The organism is Pseudomonas sp. P2S-1, assembly GCF_057197725.1.
Genome location: NZ_CM170068.1, coordinates 5,496,583 through 5,519,841 on the forward strand (window position 1 = coordinate 5,496,583; position 23,259 = coordinate 5,519,841).

The 23,259-nt window shown below is 64.0% G+C and carries 19 protein-coding genes and 1 pseudogene; 13 read left to right on the top strand and 7 right to left on the bottom strand.

Annotated elements, in window-relative coordinates; all coding sequences use genetic code 11:
- Positions 1 to 191 precede the first annotated feature (191 nt).
- Genes AC2CQI_RS24640 through qhpG form a run of 4 tightly spaced genes read left to right on the top strand, consistent with a single transcriptional unit; the run spans position 192 to position 5,764 of the window.
- Positions 192 to 2,087: a sigma-54-dependent Fis family transcriptional regulator gene (locus tag AC2CQI_RS24640; RefSeq protein WP_484578161.1), complete on the top strand. Its 1,896-nt coding sequence runs from the start codon at positions 192 to 194 to the stop codon at positions 2,085 to 2,087.
- Entirely contained in the window at positions 2,087 to 3,802 is a 1,716-nt protein-coding gene (locus AC2CQI_RS24645; RefSeq protein WP_484578162.1) for an ABC transporter ATP-binding protein, read from the top strand. Before AC2CQI_RS24640 ends, AC2CQI_RS24645 begins: the two co-directional genes overlap by 1 nt.
- On the top strand, positions 3,795 to 4,460 hold the full coding sequence (gene qhpE, locus AC2CQI_RS24650) for a subtilisin-like serine protease QhpE (protein WP_075801241.1): 666 nt from the start codon (positions 3,795 to 3,797) through the stop codon (positions 4,458 to 4,460). Before AC2CQI_RS24645 ends, qhpE begins: the two co-directional genes overlap by 8 nt.
- Positions 4,457 to 5,764, top strand: a complete 1,308-nt coding sequence (qhpG, locus tag AC2CQI_RS24655) for a flavin-dependent monooxygenase QhpG (RefSeq protein ID WP_484578163.1) — start codon at positions 4,457 to 4,459, stop codon at positions 5,762 to 5,764. Before qhpE ends, qhpG begins: the two co-directional genes overlap by 4 nt.
- Before the next feature lie 334 nt (positions 5,765 to 6,098).
- On the opposite strand, the pseudogene AC2CQI_RS24660 reads toward qhpG, so the two are convergent.
- Both AC2CQI_RS24660 and AC2CQI_RS24665 read right to left on the bottom strand, forming a co-directional pair.
- Positions 6,099 to 6,955, bottom strand: a pseudogene (locus AC2CQI_RS24660) (DMT family transporter).
- 346 nt (positions 6,956 to 7,301) lie between these two features.
- Positions 7,302 to 8,795, bottom strand: coding sequence for an aldehyde dehydrogenase family protein (locus AC2CQI_RS24665; protein ID WP_484578164.1), 1,494 nt, complete (start codon positions 8,793 to 8,795; stop codon positions 7,302 to 7,304).
- Positions 8,796 to 9,193: 398 nt separating this feature from the next.
- Here AC2CQI_RS24665 and peaA point away from each other — a divergent pair, with 398 nt between their 5' ends.
- Genes peaA through peaD form a run of 4 tightly spaced genes read left to right on the top strand, consistent with a single transcriptional unit; the run spans position 9,194 to position 13,721 of the window.
- Positions 9,194 to 10,771, top strand: a complete 1,578-nt coding sequence (gene peaA / locus AC2CQI_RS24670) for a quinohemoprotein amine dehydrogenase subunit alpha (RefSeq protein WP_484578165.1) — start codon at positions 9,194 to 9,196, stop codon at positions 10,769 to 10,771.
- 46 nt (positions 10,772 to 10,817) lie between these two features.
- Entirely contained in the window at positions 10,818 to 12,248 is a 1,431-nt protein-coding gene (gene peaB / locus AC2CQI_RS24675; RefSeq protein WP_484578166.1) for a quinohemoprotein amine dehydrogenase maturation protein, read from the top strand.
- Between the two features lies 1 nt (position 12,249).
- A complete protein-coding gene (gene qhpC, locus AC2CQI_RS24680) occupies positions 12,250 to 12,573 on the top strand; it encodes a quinohemoprotein amine dehydrogenase subunit gamma (RefSeq protein ID WP_484578167.1) in 324 nt (107 codons plus the stop codon).
- 32 nt (positions 12,574 to 12,605) lie between these two features.
- A complete protein-coding gene (peaD, locus tag AC2CQI_RS24685) occupies positions 12,606 to 13,721 on the top strand; it encodes a quinohemoprotein amine dehydrogenase subunit beta (RefSeq protein WP_484578168.1) in 1,116 nt (371 codons plus the stop codon).
- Between the two features lie 263 nt (positions 13,722 to 13,984).
- On the opposite strand, the gene AC2CQI_RS24690 is transcribed toward peaD, so the two are convergent.
- Positions 13,985 to 15,385 (bottom strand): aminotransferase-like domain-containing protein, encoded by a 1,401-nt coding sequence (locus AC2CQI_RS24690; protein ID WP_484578169.1) that lies wholly within the window; start codon positions 15,383 to 15,385, stop codon positions 13,985 to 13,987.
- Positions 15,386 to 15,564: 179 nt separating this feature from the next.
- On the opposite strand from AC2CQI_RS24690, the gene AC2CQI_RS24695 reads away from it, so the two are divergent.
- The 4 genes from AC2CQI_RS24695 (at position 15,565) to AC2CQI_RS24710 (ending at position 19,769) form a co-directional block, all read left to right on the top strand.
- Positions 15,565 to 16,764 carry a benzoate/H(+) symporter BenE family transporter gene (locus tag AC2CQI_RS24695; RefSeq protein WP_484578170.1) on the top strand — a complete coding sequence of 400 codons (1,200 nt, stop codon included), beginning with the start codon at positions 15,565 to 15,567 and terminating at the stop codon, positions 16,762 to 16,764.
- 246 nt (positions 16,765 to 17,010) lie between these two features.
- A complete protein-coding gene (locus tag AC2CQI_RS24700; RefSeq protein WP_484578171.1) occupies positions 17,011 to 18,618 on the top strand; it encodes a response regulator in 1,608 nt (535 codons plus the stop codon).
- Positions 18,618 to 19,313, top strand: a complete 696-nt coding sequence (locus AC2CQI_RS24705; RefSeq protein ID WP_484578172.1) for a sensor histidine kinase — start codon at positions 18,618 to 18,620, stop codon at positions 19,311 to 19,313. Before AC2CQI_RS24700 ends, AC2CQI_RS24705 begins: the two co-directional genes overlap by 1 nt.
- 114 nt (positions 19,314 to 19,427) lie before the next feature.
- Positions 19,428 to 19,769, top strand: a complete 342-nt coding sequence (locus AC2CQI_RS24710; protein ID WP_484578173.1) for a hypothetical protein — start codon at positions 19,428 to 19,430, stop codon at positions 19,767 to 19,769.
- 97 nt (positions 19,770 to 19,866) lie between these two features.
- On the opposite strand, the gene AC2CQI_RS24715 is transcribed toward AC2CQI_RS24710, so the two are convergent.
- The 3 genes from AC2CQI_RS24715 to AC2CQI_RS24725 all read right to left on the bottom strand — a co-directional run bounded on the left by AC2CQI_RS24715 (position 19,867) and on the right by AC2CQI_RS24725 (position 22,005).
- Positions 19,867 to 20,202: a YceK/YidQ family lipoprotein gene (locus tag AC2CQI_RS24715; protein WP_484578174.1), complete on the bottom strand. Its 336-nt coding sequence runs from the start codon at positions 20,200 to 20,202 to the stop codon at positions 19,867 to 19,869.
- Between the two features lie 241 nt (positions 20,203 to 20,443).
- Entirely contained in the window at positions 20,444 to 20,755 is a 312-nt protein-coding gene (locus AC2CQI_RS24720; protein ID WP_484578175.1) for a hypothetical protein, read from the bottom strand.
- A gap of 365 nt (positions 20,756 to 21,120) precedes the next feature.
- The gene (locus AC2CQI_RS24725; RefSeq protein WP_484578176.1) at positions 21,121 to 22,005 is read right to left on the bottom strand and encodes a DMT family transporter; all 885 of its coding nucleotides are present in this window, start codon (positions 22,003 to 22,005) and stop codon (positions 21,121 to 21,123) included.
- 255 nt (positions 22,006 to 22,260) lie between these two features.
- On the opposite strand from AC2CQI_RS24725, the gene AC2CQI_RS24730 reads away from it, so the two are divergent.
- Positions 22,261 to 22,752: a GNAT family N-acetyltransferase gene (locus tag AC2CQI_RS24730; RefSeq protein ID WP_484578177.1), complete on the top strand. Its 492-nt coding sequence runs from the start codon at positions 22,261 to 22,263 to the stop codon at positions 22,750 to 22,752.
- A gap of 107 nt (positions 22,753 to 22,859) precedes the next feature.
- On the opposite strand, the gene AC2CQI_RS24735 is transcribed toward AC2CQI_RS24730, so the two are convergent.
- Entirely contained in the window at positions 22,860 to 23,144 is a 285-nt protein-coding gene (locus AC2CQI_RS24735; RefSeq protein ID WP_075801226.1) for a DUF6555 family protein, read from the bottom strand.
- Positions 23,145 to 23,259: the final 115 nt, after the last annotated feature.

The window sequence follows — 23,259 nt, forward strand, 5'->3', positions numbered from 1 at the left end:
CTGTGGTGGCCCCAATCGCTGGCAAGCCAGCTCCCATAGGGTCAGCACAAACCTTGAGATCTGTGCAGTACCTGTGGGAGCTGGCTTGCCAGCGATGAGGCCATCAGCTACACCCAAGATCCCAGGGAAGTGTTACCCGCCTGATCTGGCGCAGGTCTTGCTTGTATCGGATACCCGATCCGGAGCCGCCGATGAGCACAATAAAAACCGCCCCGACCTCGAACCCACGCCTTGCCCGGGAACGCCTGTCCATCGAGGGCCAGTTGCCCGACGGTTTCCTGCGCGCCGAAATCGATGCCTCCTGGCGCCGCAGCCTTGATCATGGGGTCACCGGTAACGCCGGCCAGGAAGTCGCCCTGACGTCCGCCGCCAGCCTCGATCTGTTGCTGGCCAACAACCGCCCGCTGCTCGACGCCGCCACTGCCGAACTCGACTACCTCGGCGCCCGCCAGGGCCAGGACAGCCTGGTGATCCTGGCCAATGCCGACGCCACCATCCTCACTATCCAGGGCGAGTCCGCCGTGCTCAAGCAGCGTGGCCTCGGCGATATCGCCCCCGGTACCTGCTGGAGCGAAGCGGCCCGCGGCACCAATGCCCTGGGCACCGCCCTGGTGGAAGCACGCACGGTACAGATCGATTGCGGCGAACACTTCCTCGAACGCCTCAGCGATTTCTCCTGCACCTCGGTGCCCATCCACTGCCCGCAAGGCGAACTGCTCGGGGTCCTCGACCTGACCCGCCAGGGCCCCCTCGGCCGCCTGCCGGACCGTACTGCGCTGCTGGCCCTGGCGGTGATGCAGATCGAAAGCCGGCTGTTCAGGAACAGCTTCCCGGAACAGATCGTCCTCGCCTTCCACAGCCGTCGCCAATACCTCGATTCCTGCTGGCAGGGCCTGCTTGCGGTCAGCCTCGACGGGCGCATCCTCGCCGCCAGCAACCAGGCCTGCCAGTTGCTGCGCAGCGACCGCGGCAATCTGGTCGGCCAGCGCTGCGACAGCCTGTTGGGCCTGCGTGTCGAGCAGTGGCTGGCGCGTCTGCAACAGGGCCAGGTCGACAGCGTCGAGACCGCCAAGGGCGCCTTCCACTACAAGACCCTGCATGTGCCGCAGCGACCGTTGGCGTTGTCGGTGCCGGCCGTCGTCAGCCGCCCCGTCTCGACCACGCCTTCGCTGGAAACCCTCGGCGCCGGCAACAGCCGCTTCGCCCGCACCCTGCGCATGGCGCGCCAGGGCCTGGCCAACGACCTGCCGGTGGTGCTGCTGGGCGAGACCGGCAGCGGCAAGGAAGTGGTCGCCCGTGCCCTGCATCAGGAAAGCGCCCGGGCCGGCAAACCCTTTGTCGCAGTGAACTGCGCGGCGATTCCCGAGGGTCTGATCGAATCCGAACTGTTCGGCTACCGCGAAGGCGCCTTCACCGGTTCCCGGCGCGGCGGCATGGTCGGGCGCCTGCAACAGGCCCATGGTGGCACGCTGTTCCTCGACGAGGTCGGCGATATGCCGCTGGCCCTGCAGGCGCGGCTGTTGCGGGTCCTGCAGGAGCGCAAGGTGGCGCCGCTGGGTGCGGCCCAGGAGCAAGACCTGGATATCGCCCTGATCTGCGCCACCCACCGCGACCTCAAGGCCCAGGTGCAGGACCAGCATTTCCGCGAAGACCTCTACTACCGGATCAACGGCATCAGCGTGCAACTGCCGCCCCTGCGCGAGCGCGACGACCTGCCAGCACTGATCGACAGCCTGCTGGCGCGTCTCGGTGGCCAGGGCGTGCGCCTCTCCGACGAGCTGGCGCAGCTGTTCCACGGCTATCACTGGCCGGGCAATATCCGCCAACTGGAAATGAGCCTGCGCCTGCTGCTGGCCATGCGCGAGGAGGGCGAGCAGGTGCTCGGCCTCGATCATCTGCCGGACAACCTGCTCGATGAACTGCGCGCCGGCGAGCAACCGGCGAAACGGGAAAGCCTGCGCGACAACCAGCTGGAGCTGATCCGCCAGGCCCTCGACCGCCATCACGGCAACGCCACCGCGGCCGCCACGGCCCTGGGCATCAGTCGCGCCACGCTGTACCGCAAGCTCAAGCAGATGAATTCGTGATGCAGCGTCTGCTCAGCCGCCTGATCGAGCATCAGGACCGGCCCGCCCTGCATGACGCCCTGCACTGGCTCTACGGATTCATCCGCCCCCACCGCCTGGCGATCCTCGGGCTGCTCGGCCTGTCGATGTGCGCTACGGCCTTGGTGCTGGTGCAGCCCTGGCTGACCAAGCTGCTGATCGATGACGGCCTGCTGGCGAAGGACTTCCCGACCCTGGTGCTGGTCGCCGGGGCGATGATCCTCGCCGGTATCCTCGGCACCTTGTTGTCCGGACTCAACCGCTACCTGCACACCCGCCTGTCCGGGCGCATCCTGTTCGCCCTGCGCGACGAGCTGTATCGCCATCTGCAACGCCTCTCGCCGACCTTCTACGGCCAGCGCCGCCTGGGTGACCTGATGTCGCGCCTGGATGGCGATGTCGCCGAGATCCAGCGCTTTGCCGTGGACTCATTGTTCTCCGCCGTGTCCAGCGTGATCGGCCTGGTCTGTGCGCTGGGCATGCTGCTGGTGTTGTCGTGGAAACTGTCGCTGCTGGCCCTGCTGCTGATCCCGCTCGACGTGCTCTGGCTGCGCTGGATGCGGCGCAAGGTGGAGCGTGAGGTGCGCCAGTTGCGCGAGCGTTCGGCGGATGTCTCGTCGTTCCTGGTGGAGACCCTGCCGGCGATGAAATTCATCCAGTCCGCCGGCCAGCAGCAGCGTGAGGCGCGTCGGCTCGACGGACTGGGGCAGGGCTACATGAGCCAGTTGCTGCGCCTGCAGGTCACCGAGTTCTTTACCCAGGCGGTGCCCGGCACCCTGACCTCGCTGTCCCGTGCCTGCGCCTTCCTGGTCGGCGGCTACTGGGTGGTGCAGGGCACCTGGCAACTGGGGGCGCTGATCGCTTTTTCCACCTACCTTGGCATGGCAGTCGGCCCGGTGCAGAGCCTGCTCGGGCTGTATGTGGCGATGCAGCGCATGAGCGTCAGCCTTGGCCGGGTCATGGAGTTGCGTGGCGTAGCGCCGGAAGTGGAAAGCCCCGCCGATACCCGGCCGATGCCGGAGCGTGGCGATCTGCACCTGCGCGGCGTGTGCTTCGCCCACCCGGGCCGGCCTCCGATATTGCAGGGTGTCGAGGTGAAGATTCCCCATGGCCGCAAGGTGGCGTTGAGCGGCATGTCCGGTGCCGGCAAGTCGACGCTGATCGATCTGCTGCAACGTTTCTACGACCCCCAGGCCGGGCAGATCCTGCTGGGCGGTACCGATCTGCGCGAGCTCGATCTGCATGACCTGCGTCGGCGCGTGGCGGTGGTCAGCCAGGATATCGTGCTGTTCCGCGGCAGCCTCGCCGACAACCTCGCCTACAGCGTTCCGGACGCCAGCCGCGAGGCGATCGCCGAGGTCGCCCGGCTGGCGCGCCTGGACACTTTGATCGCCAGTTTGCCGGAGGGCCTGGACAGCCCGCTGGGCGAGCGCGGGCAGCAACTTTCCGGCGGACAGAAACAACGTATCGCCATTGCCCGCGCATTGCTCCAGAATCCGCTGCTGCTGGTGCTGGATGAAGCCACCTCACAAGTCGATGAAGACACGGAGCGCGAAGTGATAGCTGCAATAGACCAACTCTTTTCTGACCGCACGCGGATCCTGGTCAGCCATCGCCCCTCGACCCTGGCCAATGCCGATCTGCACCTGATCCTGCAGGACGGCCAGTTGCGCGAGCGGGAGGCGGGGCATGTCTGAGGTGCGGATCGGCGTGGTGGACAGCGGCGCGCCGTTGGAGCGGGTAGCGGAGTCGCGCCGCTTCCAGTTGGCGGCGGTCGGGGTCAGCGAACAACCCGCGCGGGAAGATGCCCTGGGGCATGGCAGTGCGGTGGTCGAGCTGATCGCGGCGGGGGCGGGTGATATGCCGATCCATGTCGCCCAGGTCTTTGACGAGCGTGGCGTGACCAGTGCCTTGCAGGTGGCGGCCGGGATCGAATGGCTGGTGATGCGCGGCGTGCGCCTGATCAACCTCAGCCTCGGCCTGCGCGAAGATCGCCCGGCGTTGCGCGAAGCCTGCGAGGCGGCGCAGCAGGCCGGCGTGCTGATCTGCGCCTCGACACCGGCGCAGGGTGCGCCGGTCTATCCCGCCGCCTATCCGGGCGTGCTGCGCATCACCGGCGATGCCCGTTGCCAGCGTGACGAATGGAGCTGGCTGGACAGCCCGCAGGCCGACTTCGGCGCCTGCGTGCGGGCCAAGGAAAGTCCGTTGTCCGGTGCCAGTTTCGGTTGTGCGGCGCTGACCGGTCAAATCGCCGCGTTCCTGCGTGACCAGCCCCATGCCACCAATGCGCTGGTCATGGCCTGGCTGCTGCACAACGCTCATTACCGTGGTCGTGAATATCGAGGACGTGCTTGAAATCCATTGTCGTATTAGGTGCCGGCCCGGCGGGCGCGGCGGTTGCCCTTGGTCTCAAGCGGCTCGGCTACCCGGTCAGCGTGGTCAGTGAATGGCGGCGTTTCGCGGCGCTTGAAGGGGTTTCCCAGCGGGTGCTGGAGGCGTTGCGCGGGGCGGGTTTGAACCATGCGCTGGCGGTGGCGGGTGAGCCGTCGCGGCGGCATTCGCGGTGGAACAGTGAAGCGCAGAATCGCAATGTCGAATTCCTCCTGGACCGTCCGCGCTTCGATCAGGGGCTGCGGGACGATCTGCATGCCGCGGGCATTGCCCTGGTCGAAGCGCGGGTGCTGGGTGTGCGGCAGGAGGACGGACGCAGCGTGATCGAACTGGATGGCGCGCCTTCCCTGGTCGCCGATTTCCATGTCGAAGCCCGTGGTCGTCAGGCCCCGCAACACGATAAATCCATTGGCCGTGCCGCCCGTGGGCCGGAGACGCTGAGCCTGCTCAATCGCTGGCAAGGCCCGCCCGGCAAAAGCGCCAGTGCGGTGGAAAGCCAGCCTGATGGCTGGATGTGGATGGCCCGCCAGGCGGATGGCCGCTGCTACTGGCAGTGGACCCTGGATGTCGGCGCCACGCCGTTGCCGGAAAAGGCAGCGCTGCTGGATTTCTGCCGGGCGCGGCGCTGGGAATCGGTACTGGCCAAGGCGTTCTTCGACAACGACCAGGAACAGGATCTCGAACTGCATGCCCGGAGCAGCACGGCGATCCTTACGCCCGTGTGTGGCGGGGAGAACTGGCTGCGGGTCGGGGATGCGGCGATGGCGGTGGATCCGCTGTCGGGCAATGGGATCTTCCAGTCGCTGTCCTCGGCGTTGCAGGCGCCGGCGGTGATCAACACCTTGCTGGTTCATCCCGAGCGGCGTGAGCTGGCGTTGCGGTTCCATCAGCAACGGGTCGAGCACCTGTTCTGGCGTTTCGCCCGGCTGGGGCGGGATTTCTATCTGGAGGAACGGCGCTGGGCCGAGGAGCCGTTCTGGCAGGTACGGCGGCAGTGGCCGGATGGCGAGCCAGTGCATGCCGAGGCGTGTTTCGATGATCTGCGGGTCGAGCAGGCGCCGGTGTTGCGGGATGGGTTCGTGGATCTTGCGCAGGTGGTGATCAGCCCGGATCAGCCGCTGGGGATCTGGCATTTGAATGGGGTGGAGCTGGCGCCGTTGGTGAGTCGGTTGCACAGCGAGCCGGCGGAGCAGGTGTTGGCTCATCTGAGCCCGGAGCAACAGCGATACCTGCGCAGCTGGCTCCTGAGCCAGGGTTACCGCCCCTGAAGCAGAGCGCGGACCCTGTGGGAGCGGGTTCATCGGAGCGCCGAACCGCCGCGATTGCAATAGTGGGCCCACCACCGCAATCGCGGGTAAACCCGCTCCCACAATGTCCGCGTCGAACACAACGCCCATGGCTAGCTTCGAACCCTGTGGGAGCTGGCTTGCCAGCGATGAGGCCGGCAAGGGCAATGATGTTGTCAGGTCGGGCCCAATCGCTGGCAAGCCAGCTCCCACAGGGTCTGTGGCGACCACAAGTTTTATGGCTGTCTCAGAACCCTGTGGGAGCCGGCGTTGCCGGCGATGAGGCCCTCAGTGCCCGCCAACTTTTCGGGGCTCGTCACCCATAGAAGTGAATCGACATTGTTCCCGCCAATGCTAAACCAATCCCGAATATCTGAAGAGCGCTGAGGCGTTCCTGATGAAGGAAATATCCGAGAATCGCGGCAATGGCACCTGACAGGGTGCTGATGACCGTTACAACTGAAATCGAGCCATGTACCACTCCCCAGGAAAATGCGGAAAACGCACCCAGGTTAAGAACGCTTGCGCTGACAAGACTCAGGAATACCAGCGGCTTTAGAGCTTTGTATCGACGCAGGACTCTGAGGCTCTCCGGAATCACACGATAACGCCAACGGCGTACCCAAGGGCAAGCATGTTTATCGGGCCAAGTGTTGGCAAGACAAAACTGCCTTGAACCCAGAAGCTGGTGCCATAGAGCATCGCTGCCAACAGGGCATACATGAAAGGGGCATTGCTACGGGACTTGTCCTCAACTGAGGTTGTGCTGTGCCCGGCGCTGGCGAACAACACGCCGACAACACAAATCAGGATCCCTGAGAGCTGCCACCCCGAAAGCACTTCGCCTCCCAGCCAGGCCAGAAGAGTGGTGAATACTCCGTACATCGTTACCAGCGGTGCGACCAACGCCGTTTTACCTAGCTGGAACGCTTTGGAAAGCGCCAAGGCGCCTGACACCGTAAATATCGAGGCAGTCACAGCAAGGATCACTACCGAAAGGGGCGCCGGAGTCAGCACTGCCCACTGATCACCAGACACCACGATGATGCTGACCATCAACAGCAGCCCAAAGGCCTGACTGAAGAAAACGGCTTGTCTTACTCCGACACTTCGCGCGTTGATACCTATCAGGAAGTCCGTAACCCCCCAAAGCAAGGCAGTCAACAACCCCATTAAAACGCTCAAGGGAAGGCCCCATGAAAGATTATCGAGGGCTAGAAGCTAATCGCAGATAACCGATAAATCAAAAGTGCAGGGTGCTATCGTTCCACGCCCGCAGTTTCTTGGGTGATATTTAATTTTGTTTATATATCAGTAACTTGTCTTTATTTTTCAGTTTGTGCGCGGATGGTTCAGGAAATTCCCGTGGCGGTAGAAGGAATCTTCCTGCATTAACTAAAGGATATTCCTGGGATATTTCCTACATCTCAAGTGCAAGAAATAGATCAGGTACCAGACCGCCCTCGCATGTGATGATCAGCCCCGATCAGCCACTGGGCATCTGGTACCTGAATTTGCGTTACAGCTTGATCAGCACCGACTTCACCTCGGTGTAGTGCTCGATCGCCGCCGCGCCCATCTCGCGGCCGACGCCGGACATCTTGTAGCCACCGAACGGCAGTGCCGGGTCCAGGGCGCTGTGGCAGTTGACCCAGACCGAGCCCGACTTGATTCGCGGAATCATCCGGTGCACCGCGCCCAGGTCATTCGACCAGATACTCGCCCCCAGCCCGTAAGGACTGTCATTGGCCAGCCGCAGCGCCTCGGCCTCGTCATCGAACGGCATCGCCACCAGCACCGGCCCGAAGATCTCTTCCTGCACCAGCGGATGCTTCTGGTCCACATCGACGATCACCGTCGGCTTGACGAAATACCCCGGCCCGAACTGCTCGCCGCCACAGGCAATGGTGGCGCCGCTGCCACGTCCTTGCTCGATGTAGTCGAACACGCGCTTCTGCTGGCGCGCCGAAATCAGCGGGCCCATCTGCACGCTCGGATCGAGGCCGTTGCCCAGCTTCATGCCATTGGCGATCCCGGCGATATCCGCGACCACATTGTCGAAATGCTTGCGGTGCACATACAGCCGCGAACCGGCGCAGCACACCTGGCCCTGGTTGAAGAAGATCGCCGTGGCCGCCCCGGCAGCAGCGCTGGCGAGGTCGGCGTCGGGCATGACGATGGTCGGCGATTTGCCGCCCAGTTCCAGGGTGACCCGGGTCATGTTGTCCATGGCAATGCGGCCGATGTGCTGGCCGACGGCAGTGGAGCCGGTGAAGGTCAGCTTGTCCACCCGCGGGTCGCGGGTCAGGGCGTCGCCGGCAATGGCGCCCGTGCCGGTGACCACGTTGAACACCCCGGCCGGGTAGCCCGCTTCCAGCACCAGCTCGGCCAGCTTCAGGGCGCTGAGCGGGGTCTCGTCGGCCGGCTTGAGGACCACGGTGCAGCCAGTGGCGAGCGCCGGGCCGAGCTTCCAGCAGGCCAGCAGCAACGGGAAGTTCCAGGCGACGATGGCACCGACCACACCCACCGCCTCGCGACGGACGAAACCGTGGAACTCATCGTTCGGCATCAGCGGCATGGACACATCGACGGTATGCCCCTCGACCTTGGTCGCCCAGCCGGCCATGTAGCGCAGGAAGTCGATGGACAACTGCACGTCCATGACCCGCGCCACCACCGCGCTCTTGCCGTTGTTCAGGCATTCGAGCTGGGCGAGGATCTCGGCGTCGCGCTCCATCAGGTCGGCCAGCTTCCACAGCAGGTTCTGCCGCTCGCGCGGGCGGGTGCGGCTCCAGGCCGAGTCGTCGAAGGCCTGGCGCGCCGCGCCCACTGCCCGGGCCACATCGGCCGGGGTGGCGGCCGGTACCTGGCACAGTACCTCGCCGGTGGCCGGGTTGCGCAGGGTCAGGCGTTCGCCGTCGGCGGCCTCGGCCCAGTCGGCACCGATCAGCATGGTCGGCGCACGCCGGACGAAAGCCTCGACGGCCGGGTGCAAAGGGGCAGTGGTGGACATGGCAAACCTCGTTCTTGTGAGTGATTGCCAGGGCCATCGCAACCGCTGTGCCAAGCCCGTGGATGTCGGCGCCAGCCCATGCAATCCAAGGCCGGGGCACCTGTTCGGCAAACCCCGGTCTCATGCCGGTCGTCGCAAAGTGCGACAGCGGGCGAGACAGTCTCGGCGCCTTGAGACAGCCGTCTCACGCCGTCTCATCCGTCGCGAAAAGCGCCGCAAGGCCCGCCTGCCGTGGCCTGCAAGCCGCGTAAAACGGCGCTTGCGGCTCTTGGCACACAATATGTATCGACACCCTCAAGCGGCTCTTCGGTGCGCGCTCTGCCGCTGTACGGCCGACGGAAGAGACCTATAAGAAGTGTACGAACAATAAGAAGAACCCCGTGGGAGGTCAGTCATCGATGAAGAGAACACTCAGGTTCGCCAGCGCCGGTGGCCTGCTGGCAGTGGCCGTCGGCCTTGCCGTGCAGCCGCAGGTCAGTGAGGCCCGCGAGGGCAAGCAGATTCTTATGGAGACCTGTCAGGGTTGCCACCTTCCCGAAGGTAACGACGCCCTGAGCCGCATCAGCCACCAGCGCAAGACCCCGGAAGGCTGGCTGATGACCATCGGCCGCATGCAGACCATGCACCAGTTGCAGATCAGCGACGAAGACCGTCGCACCCTGGTCAAGTACCTCGCCGACACCCAGGGCCTCGCCCCCAGCGAGACCGATGGCGTGCGCTACGCCCTCGAACGCCGCCTGAACACCGTCGAGAAGATCGAGGAACCGACCCAGCAGATGTGTGCCCGTTGCCACTCCGGCGCGCGGATCGCCCTGCAGCGGCGGCCGGCCCAGGAATGGGAGCGGCTGGTGAATTTCCACCTCGGCCAGTGGCCGTCCCTGGAGTATCAGGCGCTGTCCCGCGACCGCGACTGGTTCGATCTGGCGAAGAAGGACATGGTCCCGCTGCTCGCGCAGAAATACCCCTTCGACAGCAAGGCCTGGAGCGACTGGCAGAAGTCCATGCCGAAGTCCGCGACCCTGGCCGGCGACTGGAGCTTCAGCGGCCATCTGCCGGGCAAGGGCGAGCTCAACGGGGTGATGAAGGTCACTGCCGAGGACGGCGATCGCTTCAAGGTCAGCCTCGACGGCCAGTACGCCGACGGTACGCCGTTCAAGGGCGACGGCTCGGCGGTGCTCTACAGCGGCTATGAATGGCGTGGCACGGTCACCGTGGACGGCGTGAGCATGCGCCAGGTGCTCGCCGCCAATAATGGCCAGCTCACTGGTCGCATGTTCGACAAGACACACGACGAACGCGGCCTCGATTTCACCGCCGCGCAGCAGGGCAGTGCGCGTCTGCTGGCGGTGCAGCCGGGCTATGTGAAGGCCGGCAGCGAAAGCGAACTGACCCTGGTCGGCAGCGGCCTGAGCGGCACGCCATCGTTCGGCAAAGGCGTCGAGGTGGTCGAGGTGCTGGAGAACACGCCACAACGGATTCGGGTGAAGGTAAAAGCGTCCGCCGAAGCTGCCAGCGGTCTGCAGGAGGTTGCCGTCGGCAAGCTCGGCGGCCAGCAACTGGCGGTCTATCGCGAGATCGCCGAAGTGAAGGTGGTGCCGGCCTTCTCGGTCGCCCGGGTCGGTGACAACGGCGGATCGACGCCGAAGGTGCAGGGTCGCTTCGACGCCGAGGCCTGGGGCCAGGGCGCCGATGGCAAGGCCTACCGCATCGGCGTGTTCCCGGCCAAATGGAAGGTCGAGCCGTTCGACGAGCGCGCCCGCGAGGACGAGGACGTCAAGTTCGCCGGTGTGATGCAGGCCGATACCGGCGTGTTCACCCCGGGCGATGCCGGGCCGAACCCGGCGCGCAAGATGTCCACCAACAACGCCGGCAACCTCAAGGTGATCGCCGCGGTGGATGACGCCGGCACGGCGCGCACCGGCGAGGGCCAGATGATCGTGACCATCCAGCGCTGGAACAACCCGCCCATCCCGTGAGGCGGCGGTTTGACCTGGCCACATTCGAGTTTTCGAGGAGGTTGTGATGGGTGCCATCCTGAACCTGGTAGAACGCAATCTGCATGAAGTGCGGGTCGACGACGCCCGCATGCTGTTCCATATCCCCAGCAGCTCGCTGTTCGCCAGCGATGCCCTGACCGGGGAAATCATCGACAGCCTGCGCGGCGCCGGCTGCTCCAGCGAAACGCTGGTGCAACGCCTGGCCGAGCGCTTCGATGGGGCGGAAGTCAACGAGGTGCTGCGCGAGCTGATCGCCCTGGAACTGGTCAGCGACGGCTCGCCGCTGACCCCGGAAATCTCCGCCAGGCGGGTCGAGCGCACGGCGCTGAACACCGTGGTGCTCAACGTCAACACCGGCTGCAACCTGAGCTGCACCTACTGCTACAAGGAAGACCTGGACAAGCCGTCGGCCGGCAAGCGCATGGACGTCGAGACCGCCGTGGCCTCGGTGGAAATGCTGCTCAAGGAGTCGCCGGACGAACCGGTCTACACCGTGGTGTTCTTCGGTGGCGAGCCGCTGAGCAACCGCAAGCTGATCGAGTACATGGTCGACTACTGCGAGCGGCGTTTCGCCGAGGCGGGCAAGCGCGTCGAGTTCGTCATGACCACCAACGCCACCTTGCTCACCGAGGAGATCGTCGACTACCTCAATGCCCACCGCTTCGGCTTGTCGGTGAGCATCGACGGGCCGAAGACCGTGCACGACCGCAACCGCATCACCGTGGGCGGGCAGGGCACCTATGACGTGGTGCGGCGCAAGGCCGACATGCTGCTGTCGCGCTACGACAGCCGTCCGGTGGGCGCGCGGGTGACCCTGACCACCGGGGTCACCGATATCGAGACCATCTGGAACCACCTGTTCAACGAGATGGGCTTTGCCGAGGTCGGCTTCGCCCCGGTGACCTCGGGGGATATCAGCAGCTACAACCTCACCGGCGAGGAACTGGTCGAGGTCTTCGCCAACATGAAGGCCCTCGGTCGGCGCTACCTGGAGGCGGCGCTGGAGCATCGCAATATCGGCTTCTCCAACCTGCACCAGTTGCTCACCGATATCCACGAGGGGCACAAGAAGGCGCTGCCGTGCGGCGCCGGGCTGAAGATGTTGGCGGTGGACCACAAGGGCGAGCTGAACCTCTGCCACCGCTTCACCGGCTCCAGCCTGCCGACTTTCGGCAACGTGCACAGCGGGGTGAAGCAGGTCGAGCTCAACGACTTCCTGTCACAGCGCCTGGACCGCACCAACACCGGTTGCGACAGCTGCCGCATCCGCAACCTGTGCTCCGGTGGCTGCTATCACGAGAGTTATGCCCGGTATGGCGACCCGACTCATCCGACCTATCACTACTGCGAACTGATGCGTGACTGGGTGGACTTCGGCATCGAAGTCTACAGCCGGATCATGGCCGAGAACCCGGCCTTCATCACTCGCTACATCACTGCGCGCAAGGTGCACTGACATGAAACATCTCAAGCCGATCAACAACAAAGCCCTCAAGCTGGACCAGGCCGCCGAGGAAAACCGCATCGAGGAAGTGGTGGCGATGAACTCGGTCGCCGGCTGCGCCTCGACTACCGACCCGGGCTGGGAAATCGACGCCTTTGGCGGCGTCTCGTCGTTGTGCCAGCCGATGGAATCGGACCTCTATGGCTGCTCCGATCCGTGCTGGTGGCCGGCCCAGGTGCCGGACATGATGAGTACCTTCCCGGACTGGAACAAGGACGCGCAGTCCTCCGGTGACAACTGGCGCAACCTCGGGACCGTGTTCCCGGACGACAAATGAGCCCCCAGGCGAACAAGAAGAGGGATACCCGTATGCTCCAGATGGCAACCCGCGGCCTGGCCGCCCTGGTGGCGCTTGGCGCCGGTACGGCGATGGCCGCCGACGAAGGCAAGGCGCTGAATGCCGGCCACGAATACATGGTGGTCACCAACTACCCGAACAACCTGCACGTCATCGACCTCAACAGCGAAAAGCTCTACAAGACCTGCGCCATGCCCGACGCCTTCGGCCCGGGTTCGGTGCAGCTGTCGCCGGACAAGCGCATCGCCTATGTGCTGAACAATCACTACGCCGATATCTATGGTGTCGAGCTGGACAACTGCAAGCAGGTGTTCCACGCCAGCATCACCCAGCTGCCGGGTGAAAAAGCGCGCTCGATGTTCTCCTTCACCGTCAGTCATGACGGCAAGGAGATCTACACCGTAGCCAACCCCACCAAGATCTTCAGTGACCACTATGAGGTGCAGGCGCCGCGTCTCGATGTCTACGGCACCGATGGCGGGTTGAATGCCAAGCCGCTGCGCAGTTTCCCCGCACCGCGCCAGCTGACCATCATGCAAAGCGGTGATGACGGCACCCTGTACGTGGCCGGGCCGGATATCTACAAGGTGGATGTGAAGACCGGCAAGTTCGACGTGCTGGTCCCCAGCCGGCATTGGAAGCGCCCCAACTACAGCGCGCCGGACGTGCTCTATGTGTGGAACCAGCAGACCTATCGGCATGACTTCTCGCTGCTCTACACCACGGCGAAATTCACCGATGACAAGCAGGATCCGGCGACGGCGGAAAACCTCTATGGCTTCTTCAACATCGATCTGAAGACCGGCAAGACCCAGACCGTCGACTTCGGTCCGCTGACGGAAATCTACTTCAGCGGCATGCGCTCGCCGAAGGATCCGAACGTGGTGTATGGCGTGCTGAACCGGCTGGCGAAGTACGACATCAAGGAGAAGAAACTGGTCAAGGCGGCGACCCTGGATCACTCGTACTACTGCGTCTCGATGAACAAGGCGGGGAGCAGGATCTATCTCGCGGGGACGTACAACGATGTGGCGATCTTCGATGCGGACAATTTGAAACCGCTGGGCAAGATCACGTTGCCTGGGGGGGATATGGCGATTACTACGGCGCAGGTGTTCGTCAGGTAATTCTGCTTCGTTCTTGAGGGCCTCATCGCTGGCAAGCCAGCTCCCACAGGTACTGCGCCGCTCTCAGGAACGGCAGTGAACCTGTGGGAGCTGGCGTTGCCAGCGATGAGGTCAGACCAAACAAAATGGCTGCCTGGTCTGGCCAGATCGCCGGCAACGCCGGCTCCCACAAGGTTGTCTGCCAGCCACCAATACCCGATTCGACGCGGTCACTGTGGGAGCTGGCTTGCCAGCGATGAGGCCCTCAAGGTCAACCAAGACCCTCAGTAAAACCGCCGCGGATCACCAACCCCCACCAAACTGGCCAACTGTGTCAGCGCAAAGCGCAATTCATCCTCCCGCGTCGGCGACATCAGCACCACTCGCACCCCGCGACTGACCCCACTGCGCTCCGCCTGGAACTGCGAGCCACTGAGCACCTTCACCCCCTGCGCCCGCGCCAGATGAGCGAACTCATCGGCATTCCACGGCTCCGGCAACTCCAGCCAGAGGTGATAGCTGTGCGCCTGGGCCTTGATCGCCATCCCAGGCATCAGTTCACGGGCCATCGCCTGACGTCGTGCCGCCTCTTCCCGTTGCAGCTTCACCAGGCGCTGATCCAGCCCCTCGTGAATGATGTTGCTCGCCAGTTGCGCCGTGAGCGGCGAGGGCATCCACACGCTGCTGCGCACCATCGCCGTCAGCCGCGAGAGCAAGCGCGCCGGGGCATACAGGTAACCGATACGCAACGCCGGCAGCACCGATTTGGACAGGCTGGTGAGATACACCGAACGCTCCGGCGCATAACTGGCCAGCGGCCGCAGCGCGGTGTCGATGGCGAGGAACCCATAGATGTCATCATCGAGAATCAGGAAGTCGAATTCCTCGGCAATCGCCGCAATCTCCGCCCGCCGCTGATGCGACATGGTCGCCGTGGTCGGGTTCTGGCAGGTGGCGACACACACCAGCATCGCCGGCCGCTCGCGCTGGCACACCTCGCGCAGCGACGCCGGAATGATGCCTTCCTCGTCCATCTCCACGCCGCGCAAACGCCGTTGCAGGCTGTGGGCGAGGGAGATGATCCCGGGATAGCACAGCGATTCGCAGAGGATCAGGTCATCGCTTTCGGTCAGCGCACTGATCGCTACCAGCAGCCCGTGCTGGGCCCCGGCCGTGATCACCACCTGCTGCCAGACCGCTTCTGGCAGCGAATGCCGCAACCATTGCGCACCCGCCTCACGGTGCGCCGGGTGACCGCCATCCGGCGCGTAGTCCAGCGCCTGGGCGAAGTCGGTGCCATTGGCCAGTTCGACCAGGGCGCCACGCAGCCAGGTCGAGGCGGTATCGCCCGCGGGCTTGATGAGCGACAGGTCCAGCACCTGCGGCACCACCGCCAGCGGCGATGGCTGTTGTACTGGCTCCGGTTCGGCAACCACCTCCGCCACCGGCACCGCTCGCACATAGGTCCCGCGCCCGACTTCCCCCTGCAACAAACCCCGCCGCTGCGCTTCGCCATAGGCGCGGTTGACCGTCCCCGGCGTGACCTGCAGCGCTTGCGCCAGTTCGCGCAACGTCGGCAAACGCTCGCCGGGCTTGAGCAGGCCACTGGCGATATCGCGCGCCAAGGCATCGGCGATGGACAGGTAAACAGGTTGATTGAAGGCGTTGAGCAGAGGGACCCACATGGACGTACTACCGATGGAAACAAGTGCGGCCGAGCCTATCACATCGAAGCAATTGGCCTTGGATGACGTGAGAATATTTCAAATTGTTTAATTGAGTCTATTGAATTGATTCAATTGAATCGAATAGGCTGAAAAAAGATCGAATCAATTTGCTTCCCTTCCGCACTGGAGACCTCCACATGGACACCCTGGGAAAAGACTTCTCGCTATCAGCCGTGGTCGCCGGCCTGATCGCCGTGATCATTTCCTACGCCGGCCCGCTGATCATCGTGTTCCAGGCCGCCCGCGAGGCGCAGCTGTCGCCGGCCGAGGTGTCGTCGTGGATCTGGGCGATTTCCATCGGCAGCGGGGTGACCGGCCTGCTGCTCAGCTGGCGCCTGCGCGCCCCGGTGATCACTGCCTGGTCGACCCCGGGGGCGGCATTGCTGGTCTCGATGCTGCCGCAGGTGTCCCTGGCCGAAGCAGTCGGCGCCTATATCGTCGCCGCGCTGGTGATCGCCGTGGTCGGCCTCAGCGGCGCCTTCGACCGCCTGATGAGCCGCCTGCCCAAGGCCATCGCCGCGGCCATGCTCGCCGGTATCCTGTTCCGCTTCGGTGCCGAGCTGTTCACCTCGATCAAGCTGCAGCCGGCGCTGGTGCTGGCGATGTTCGCCAGCTACCTGGTGTTCAAGCGCCTGTCGCCGCGCTACGCGATCCTCTCGGTGCTGATCGTCGGCTGCGCCGTGGCCGGCCTGCTCGGCGAACTGAATGCCTCGGCGCTGACCCTGGCCCTCGCCGAACCGCATTTCACCGCGCCGCAATGGAGCTGGCATGCGGTGATCAATATCGGCCTGCCACTGGCCCTGGTCAGCCTCACCGGGCAGTACGTGCCGGGCATGGCGGTGATGCGCAGCGCCGGCTACGACACCCCGGCGCGGCCGATCCTCGCCGTGACCGCCATCGGCTCGGTGCTGCTTGCGCCCTTCGGCTCCCACGGCTTTAACCTCGCCGCCATTACCGCCGCCATCTGCACCGGCCGCGAGGCCCACGAACAACCGAGCAAGCGCTATATGGCCGGGATCGCCTGCGGCCTGTTCTACATCCTGATGGGCACCTTCGGCGCGACCCTGGCCTCGGTGTTCGCGGCCTTGCCCCGCGAGCTGATCGCCGCCCTCGCCGGGCTGGCCCTGTTCGGCGCGATCATGACTGGGCTGGCCGGCGCCATGGCCGACGAGAAACAGCGCGAGCCGGCACTGATCACCTTCCTGGTCACCGCTTCGGGCATGAGTTTCCTCGGCCTGGCCGCCGCCTTCTGGGGCCTGATCTTCGGCCTGGTGGCGCACTGGGCGCTGAACTACAGCCGCCAGCGCAGGGCTGCCGCCGCCCCGCAAGTGAACTAGCGCACACCACGGGGCCGGAAGTCTGGACTCCAATAGTGGCAATTAGCTATTGTTGTCTGGCATCACCCTCCCGGCCCTCGTTTCACCTCCGTCGACGCCCAGGCGTTCGCCGGCTCAAGCAATTGTCGCGTGCTGCCGATAGCGTTACGACGATCGGCGGCGACGATTTCGTCCTGGTTCCTTCCAGGCGCCTGTCCTTGTGTGTGTTCGTGTGCGTTTCATTCAATTCCAAGACAGGTTCTGCGGATGCTGGTCTACAGCCAAAAGAGTTTTCTCATCGTCGACGACTTCACCGATTTCCGCACGTCGCTGCGCTCCATGCTGCGCGAGGTGGGGATCAAGGACGTCGACACCGCCGAGAGCGGCGAGACGGCGATCCGCATGTGCGGGCAGAAGCGCTACGACTTCGTCCTGCATGACTTCCACATGGGCGACGGCAAGAAAAACGGCCAGCAGGTGCTCGAAGACCTGATGCTCGACAAGCTGATCAGTCACGAAGCGATCTTCGTCATGATCACCGCCGAGAGCAGCCAGGCCGTGGTCCTCAGTGCCCTGGAGCACGAACCGGACGCCTACCTGACCAAGCCCTTCAACCGCGTCGGCCTGACCCAGCGCCTGGACAAGCTGGTGCAGCGCAAGACCCTGCTCAAGCCGATTCTCCAGGCCCTCGATCGCGGCAACCCGGCGCAAGTACTGGTGGCCTGCGAGCAACTGTGCCGCCAGGATCCGCGTTTCGCCCCGCTGTGCCTGCGCTACCGCGCCGATGCCATGGCCGCGTTGAACCGCCATGAAGAACTGGAGCGCTTTCTCAAGGCGATCCTCGCCAACCGCCCGACGCCCTGGGCCTATTCGGCGCTGGGCAAGTTGCTGTTCAAGCGTGGGCAGGCCACCCAGGCCAAGGAAATCTACGAGCAGGCGATCAAGGCCTTCCCGGTGATGCCGGGCCTGTACGACGGCCTGGCTGAAGTGCTGATGTCGATGGGCGACAACCGCCGCGCCCAGCATGTGCTGGAAGACGCCGTACGCCTCTCGCCGCTGGCCGTGAAGCGGCAGATGCTGCTGGGCAAGCTAGCCCTGGCCAACGCCGACTTCGACGGTGCTTCGCGGGCCTATCGCCAGGCGGTCAGCCAGGGCCAGAACTCGCGCTTCAAGGACCCGGAAAGCAACCTCGGCCTGGCCCAGGCACTGATCCAGAAAAACACCGGCAACGGCCTCGATGCGCGGACCCGGGTCGAGATCAACCAGGTGCTCGGCGAGGTGGCCAAGGAGTACGGCGAAGACCAGGGCCTGCAGGTCCGTGCGCGCCTGATCAAGGCCACTGGTGTGGCCCAGGCCGGTGATGCCGAAACCGCCGCCAAGCTCACCGAGGCGGCCATGGCCCGCCTGGAAACCATGGACCAGTTCTTCTCCGCCGAGGCCGCCCTGGCCGTCGCCGCCCAGCTCAAGCAACTGGGCCAGGAAGACGCCGGCAAAAACATCCTGAAGAACTGCGTCGAGGTCTACGGCGATGACAATGCGGTGATGCAGAGCATCGCCAAGCTCACCGACGACCCGAGCATCCTGCGGGCAGGCAACGAAGCCGTCGACCTCAACCGCCAGGGCGTGCGCAGTTATCAGGCCGGGCAGTTGAGCGAAGCGCTGGAGCAGTTCCGCAAAGCTCTCAAGCTGCAACCGAAAAACATCAGCATCGCCCTCAATACCGCCCAGGCCCTGCTGCGTATCGGCGGGGAAAGTCCGGCGGCGGCGCTGCTGCAGGAGTGTCGCGACTGCCTGGCCAAGGTGGCCGGCATTCCCGACACGGATCCGCGCTTTGAGCGCTACCGAAAATTGCGCATTCGCGCTGTGGGGTCATGATGTCCAGGGACAAGGAATCGGGGCTGGATTTTTCCACGGTGATCGCCTCCACCGTGCACGACATGAAGAACTCGCTGGCCATGCTGATGCGGGCGCACAGCCAGTGGCTGGCGCGCTTGCCGGAGAGCCACCAGCAAGGGCCGGAACAGGTGGTGATCGAGCATGAGTTCGTGCACCTCAACGGCATGCTGGTGCAGCTGTTGGGCCTGTACAAACTCGGTATCAACCAGTTGCCGATGCTGCCGGGCTACCACGACCTCGATGATTTCATCGGCGGGCTGCTGGCCGGTTACCAGGAAATTCTCGACAGCCGCGGCATCGTCGCCCGCTATGAAATCGACGAAGCCACACCGCTGGGCTTCTTTGATCGCGAGCTGGTGGAGTCGGTGATTTCCAACATCATCAACAACGCCACCCGCTATGCCGGGCATGCCTTGCTGGTCACCGTGCGCGAGGAAAACGACGCGCTGGTGATCAGCGTCAACGACGACGGCGCGGGCTTCCCGGCGGCGATGATCGCGCAGCAGGACGAATACGTGCAGGGCATCGAGCACAGCACCGCGAGTACCGGGCTGGGGTTGTATTTCGCGGCGCGGATCGCGGCGTTGCATGCGCGCAATGGTGTGTCGGGGCGGATCGAGATTGCCAATGGCGGGGCGCTGGGGGGCGGGTTGTTCAGGTTATATCTGCCGTAGATCCGCCTTTCGGATTAATGACTTCCGATAATTGACAGCTGCTTCGCACGGGGTGAGCGTGAACCCGTGCGAGGTGAGCGGTGCACGTCGATTTTCTTTTTCGGGAGAGCCGATATGAACCGTTCCAGTTTCTTATCATCGATCACCTTGGGCGCGTTGCTGATGGGTGGGGTGGCGATGTCGTTCAATGCCCTGGCGGCGGACGCCTGTCATGAGCAGTGGGTCAGGTCTTCTGCCTACAAGAAATGCATCAAGTCGATGTCGATAGAAAGCCCCAAAGGTGTCTGCACCCTGACGGTTTCCTGTGATGATGCCGCAGGCAATGAGGGCGATGAAGAAAGCTCGACCTGGACGCTGGACAGCGTGTCGAAGCTGATCAACAGCAACGGGCATCTGACCGGTGGGGTGGTGCCGCAGGCTGCAACTCCGGCGCCGGAGGTTCTGCCTCAGGAGTAGAGGCTGGTGGCGGCTGTATGTGGATTGACAGACCGGTAGCGAGAGCACCCGGCGCGCACGAGAGCGCTTACCGTACAGCCGCCATGAAGCGCACCGCCTACCGATGCAGCTCGATATTCCCGTCCTCCACCTGGCGATAGATCGTGTACGGCAATGCCAGGGTATCCAGCACGCCGGACAGGGCGATATCCACTACGGCGAAGGGTATCCCGGCAGGCGAGCCGGGAGCGCGGGTGGAATAGTTCGGCTCGCCGTTCAGCAGGCAGAAGTTGTACACCGCCCCGCTGTAGACCCGGGGCAGGGAGGCGCAGTGGGTGCGCCATTCCCGGAGGTTCTTTGCCGTTACCTGGTCGCCGCGGACCACGGTGTTGAAGGTGCCGCAGCCGTTCAGGGACAGGGCGATGAAGATCAAGAGCAGGTTGCGGATGGTCATCGGGTGACTCCTTTGCGAAGAGCGGGTAGTTAATCGCTGGAGCCGGATGCCGGGCTATCAGCCGACGGCGAGGGGAAGGTAGGAGGGAAATGGTGCTGGGGTAGGCGGGGGACTACTTCTGTCAGTTCCGGCCTCATCGCTGGCAAGCCAGCTCCCACAGTGACCGCGTGCACCGCAGAACTCTGTGGGAGCCGGTCTTGCCGGCGATGAGGCCATCAGCAACGACGGAATCAGTGCTGACTCAACCCGAAGCCTGCTGCTGCGCGATCCCGCTCAACATCGACTCGGCCAACGCCTGCGATGCCTCCAGGGTGTGCTGGGTCGCCCAGAGGATGCCGGCGAGATGATTGTCCTTCACTACATCGCAGGCCTGCAGATTGGTTTCATAGGCCGAGCGCAGCAGCACGATGAGATGGAGCAATGCCTCGTCCACATCAGCGCCGGCACATACGGCAAACAACGGGGGATGATGGCCATTGCAGGCCGCGAAGCGGGTGTGGACGGTGACAGCGCGGGGGGATGATGGGGGTGGATCGGGGACGATCTTCTTCATGAGCATTTCCTTTTGCGAAAAGGGGCTGCTACACGCTGCTGTCAAACGGCGGGTGGCAGCTGTACATGGGTTGACAGACCGAGGCAAAAGGAAAACCCGGCGCGCACGAGTGCGCCCCACATACAGCCGCCATAACACTTCGATAGGCGCGTTAACGCTTGAGCAAGGTGGGATGGTGCTGGGGAATCTTTTACCTTCAGCCTGTCAAAGCCGGTCGCCAGACATCAGCGACGGCAGCAAGACTAGGCAGCGTTTCCCCAGCACGCAACGGCAAACAAGCGGCGGAAGTATGCTTGGGAAATTGCCTACAAGAAAGTCGGAAACCGGTGAAGTTTCGTAGCCGAATATGGCCAATCTTGGCCGTGTTATTTCGCCTTCCGCCTACCCAACGCCAGTCCCACCCCACCCAGAACCACTGCCGAAATAACTGCCAAGCGCAGTGACAACGGTTCCCCCAGCAGCACCACCCCACCCAGCGCAGCAATCACTGGCACGCTCAGTTGCATGGTGGCCGCCTGCTGCGCGCTGACCTGCTTGAGCACGCCATACCACACCGCATAACCCGCGCCTGACGCAAGCACGCCGGAGGCCAGGGCATAGAGCAGCCCGTGGGCGTTGGCCGTGAGCTGACCGGAAGGCAGGGCCACCAGTGCCGGGATTGCCAGCAACGGCAGGCTGCGCAGGAAATTGCCCGCGGTGCCGCCCAGCGGATCGGCCGAGCCCTTGCCGATCAGCGAGTAGGCGCCCCAGGCGATGCCGGACACCACCATGAACAGCGCGCTCAGCGGCGCAGGCGCGTTGGCCCCGGGCAGCAGCAGGGCGATCAGCCCGGCGAAGGCCACCAGCATGCCCGCCAGCACCCGCGCCTCGACCCGGTCGCCCTTGAACCAGGACCAGGCGAACATGGTGATCTGCACCGCACCGAACAGGATCAGCGCGCCGACCCCCGCGCCCAGCTGCACATAGGCGATGGAAAACAGCCAGGCATAGGCAAACAGCGCCAGCCCGCCCTTCCAGCTGCCGCCCAGGGCCTGGCCAGGCTGGCGCAGACGCACCAGGCAGAAGAGCAACAGCGCGCCACTGAGCAGCCGTACGGCAGTGAACGAGTGCGCGTCGATATCGCCATGCATGAGGGCCAGGCGGCAGAAGATCGAGTTGGCGGCGAAAGCCAGCAGGGCGAACAGCGCCGGGCCGATCCAGTGGGCGGAAGGGGAAAACGGTACAGCATCCGTCGTCTTGTTGTTGTTCATGTCAACGTTGCCTGTGTGTAGAAAAGCTTTTGCGCCCGTATTGCGCTCGATGCATGGAGTGGCGATCGAGTAGGCGTGATGTGCAATTCATAGAGGGCATTTGACGCTTGGGCAAAGAAGTTTTTCTTTGTCGTCGGTGGGCTCGGTACTTTGGTCGCAGGGCGCAACTGTATGGCGAGGGCAAAGCGGATCTGTGTCTAACGCTTTGCCGGGACGGGTTTCACAATCGACGCCTCCGACCAAGGTATGAGTGTGATGACCGACATTCCCGGTGATATCGATTTCGCTCCGCTGACCGTTCGCCGGCTGCTGCCGGAGGACGCCGAAGTGATTTGCGTGCATCGCGAGGCGATGTTCCTGGAGGCCGGTGGCGATCCGGCGACCTTGCGGGTGATGAGTGAAAACTTCCAGCCCTGGCTGCTGCCGCGCCTGGACGATGGGCGTTATTACGGTTTTGCGGTGATCGATGGTGACAAGGTTGCGGCGGCGATCGGCTTGATGAGCATCGAGTGGCCACCGCATCCGGCGCATCCGCAGCAGGACCAGCGGGGGTATGTGCTGAATGTGTATGTGGAGCCGGCGTATCGGCGGCGGGGTCTGGCTTCGAAGTTGATGAGGCTGGGAGAGGCGGAGTTCACCCGGCGCGGGCTGGGGTTTGCGGTGTTGCATGCTACCGAGGTGGGGCGGCCGGTGTATGAAGGGCTGGGGTGGGAGAAAACGGCGGAAATGGCCAAGGTTCTCGGGTGACTTTCAGGGCCTCATCGCTGGCAAGCCAGCTCCCACAGGTCCGGCGGTGCATGCGGTCACTGTGGGAGCTGGCTTGCCAGCGATGAGGCCCGAGAGGCCACTCTGGCTCAATCAGACCCGGCAAACTTCCCCATATCCACCGGCATCGGCTTGAACTCCGGGCCCTTGCCCGACACGCGCCAGCGCACGTTGGTAATCCCGTAGCGCTCGGCCATCGGCCGGCTGACCTTCTTGATCTTCTGCTGCCCGAAGCGCGGAATCACCCCCACCCCGGCATCACAGCTCGCCCAGTGCCAGGCCTCGGCGTTGTCCATGTTTTCCAGACGAATGATAAAGCTGCGCGGCTGACCCTGAAGCTCATAGTCGATCACGTACAACTGTTGTCCTGCCATTGGTGGAATCCCTCCGTTTTGCTGTCCAGCCGTTTGACCAGCCGTGATGCGCCGAGGCATCGGATTGTGACGGGATCATTGCGAATGCCGTGCCTGTTTGGTCACAGGGGTTTTA

What these genes read in the sequence shown, in the direction of transcription:
- AC2CQI_RS24710 (WP_484578173.1), top strand. Translation starts at nt 19,428, where the DNA reads ATGAACCGTTCCAGTTTCTTATCATCGATCACCTTGGGCGCGTTGCTG.
- AC2CQI_RS24640 (WP_484578161.1), top strand. Translation starts at nt 192, where the DNA reads ATGAGCACAATAAAAACCGCCCCGACCTCGAACCCACGCCTTGCCCGG.
- AC2CQI_RS24725 (WP_484578176.1), bottom strand. Translation starts at nt 22,005, where the DNA reads ATGAACAACAACAAGACGACGGATGCTGTACCGTTTTCCCCTTCCGCC.
- AC2CQI_RS24730 (WP_484578177.1), top strand. Translation starts at nt 22,261, where the DNA reads ATGACCGACATTCCCGGTGATATCGATTTCGCTCCGCTGACCGTTCGC.
- AC2CQI_RS24645 (WP_484578162.1), top strand. Translation starts at nt 2,087, where the DNA reads ATGCAGCGTCTGCTCAGCCGCCTGATCGAGCATCAGGACCGGCCCGCC.
- peaA (WP_484578165.1), top strand. Translation starts at nt 9,194, where the DNA reads ATGAAGAGAACACTCAGGTTCGCCAGCGCCGGTGGCCTGCTGGCAGTG.
- AC2CQI_RS24690 (WP_484578169.1), bottom strand. Translation starts at nt 15,385, where the DNA reads ATGTGGGTCCCTCTGCTCAACGCCTTCAATCAACCTGTTTACCTGTCC.
- AC2CQI_RS24665 (WP_484578164.1), bottom strand. Translation starts at nt 8,795, where the DNA reads ATGTCCACCACTGCCCCTTTGCACCCGGCCGTCGAGGCTTTCGTCCGG.
- AC2CQI_RS24705 (WP_484578172.1), top strand. Translation starts at nt 18,618, where the DNA reads ATGTCCAGGGACAAGGAATCGGGGCTGGATTTTTCCACGGTGATCGCC.
- AC2CQI_RS24720 (WP_484578175.1), bottom strand. Translation starts at nt 20,755, where the DNA reads ATGAAGAAGATCGTCCCCGATCCACCCCCATCATCCCCCCGCGCTGTC.
- AC2CQI_RS24700 (WP_484578171.1), top strand. Translation starts at nt 17,011, where the DNA reads ATGCTGGTCTACAGCCAAAAGAGTTTTCTCATCGTCGACGACTTCACC.
- AC2CQI_RS24715 (WP_484578174.1), bottom strand. Translation starts at nt 20,202, where the DNA reads ATGACCATCCGCAACCTGCTCTTGATCTTCATCGCCCTGTCCCTGAAC.
- peaB (WP_484578166.1), top strand. Translation starts at nt 10,818, where the DNA reads ATGGGTGCCATCCTGAACCTGGTAGAACGCAATCTGCATGAAGTGCGG.
- qhpC (WP_484578167.1), top strand. Translation starts at nt 12,250, where the DNA reads ATGAAACATCTCAAGCCGATCAACAACAAAGCCCTCAAGCTGGACCAG.
- AC2CQI_RS24695 (WP_484578170.1), top strand. Translation starts at nt 15,565, where the DNA reads ATGGACACCCTGGGAAAAGACTTCTCGCTATCAGCCGTGGTCGCCGGC.
- peaD (WP_484578168.1), top strand. Translation starts at nt 12,606, where the DNA reads ATGCTCCAGATGGCAACCCGCGGCCTGGCCGCCCTGGTGGCGCTTGGC.
- qhpE (WP_075801241.1), top strand. Translation starts at nt 3,795, where the DNA reads ATGTCTGAGGTGCGGATCGGCGTGGTGGACAGCGGCGCGCCGTTGGAG.
- AC2CQI_RS24735 (WP_075801226.1), bottom strand. Translation starts at nt 23,144, where the DNA reads ATGGCAGGACAACAGTTGTACGTGATCGACTATGAGCTTCAGGGTCAG.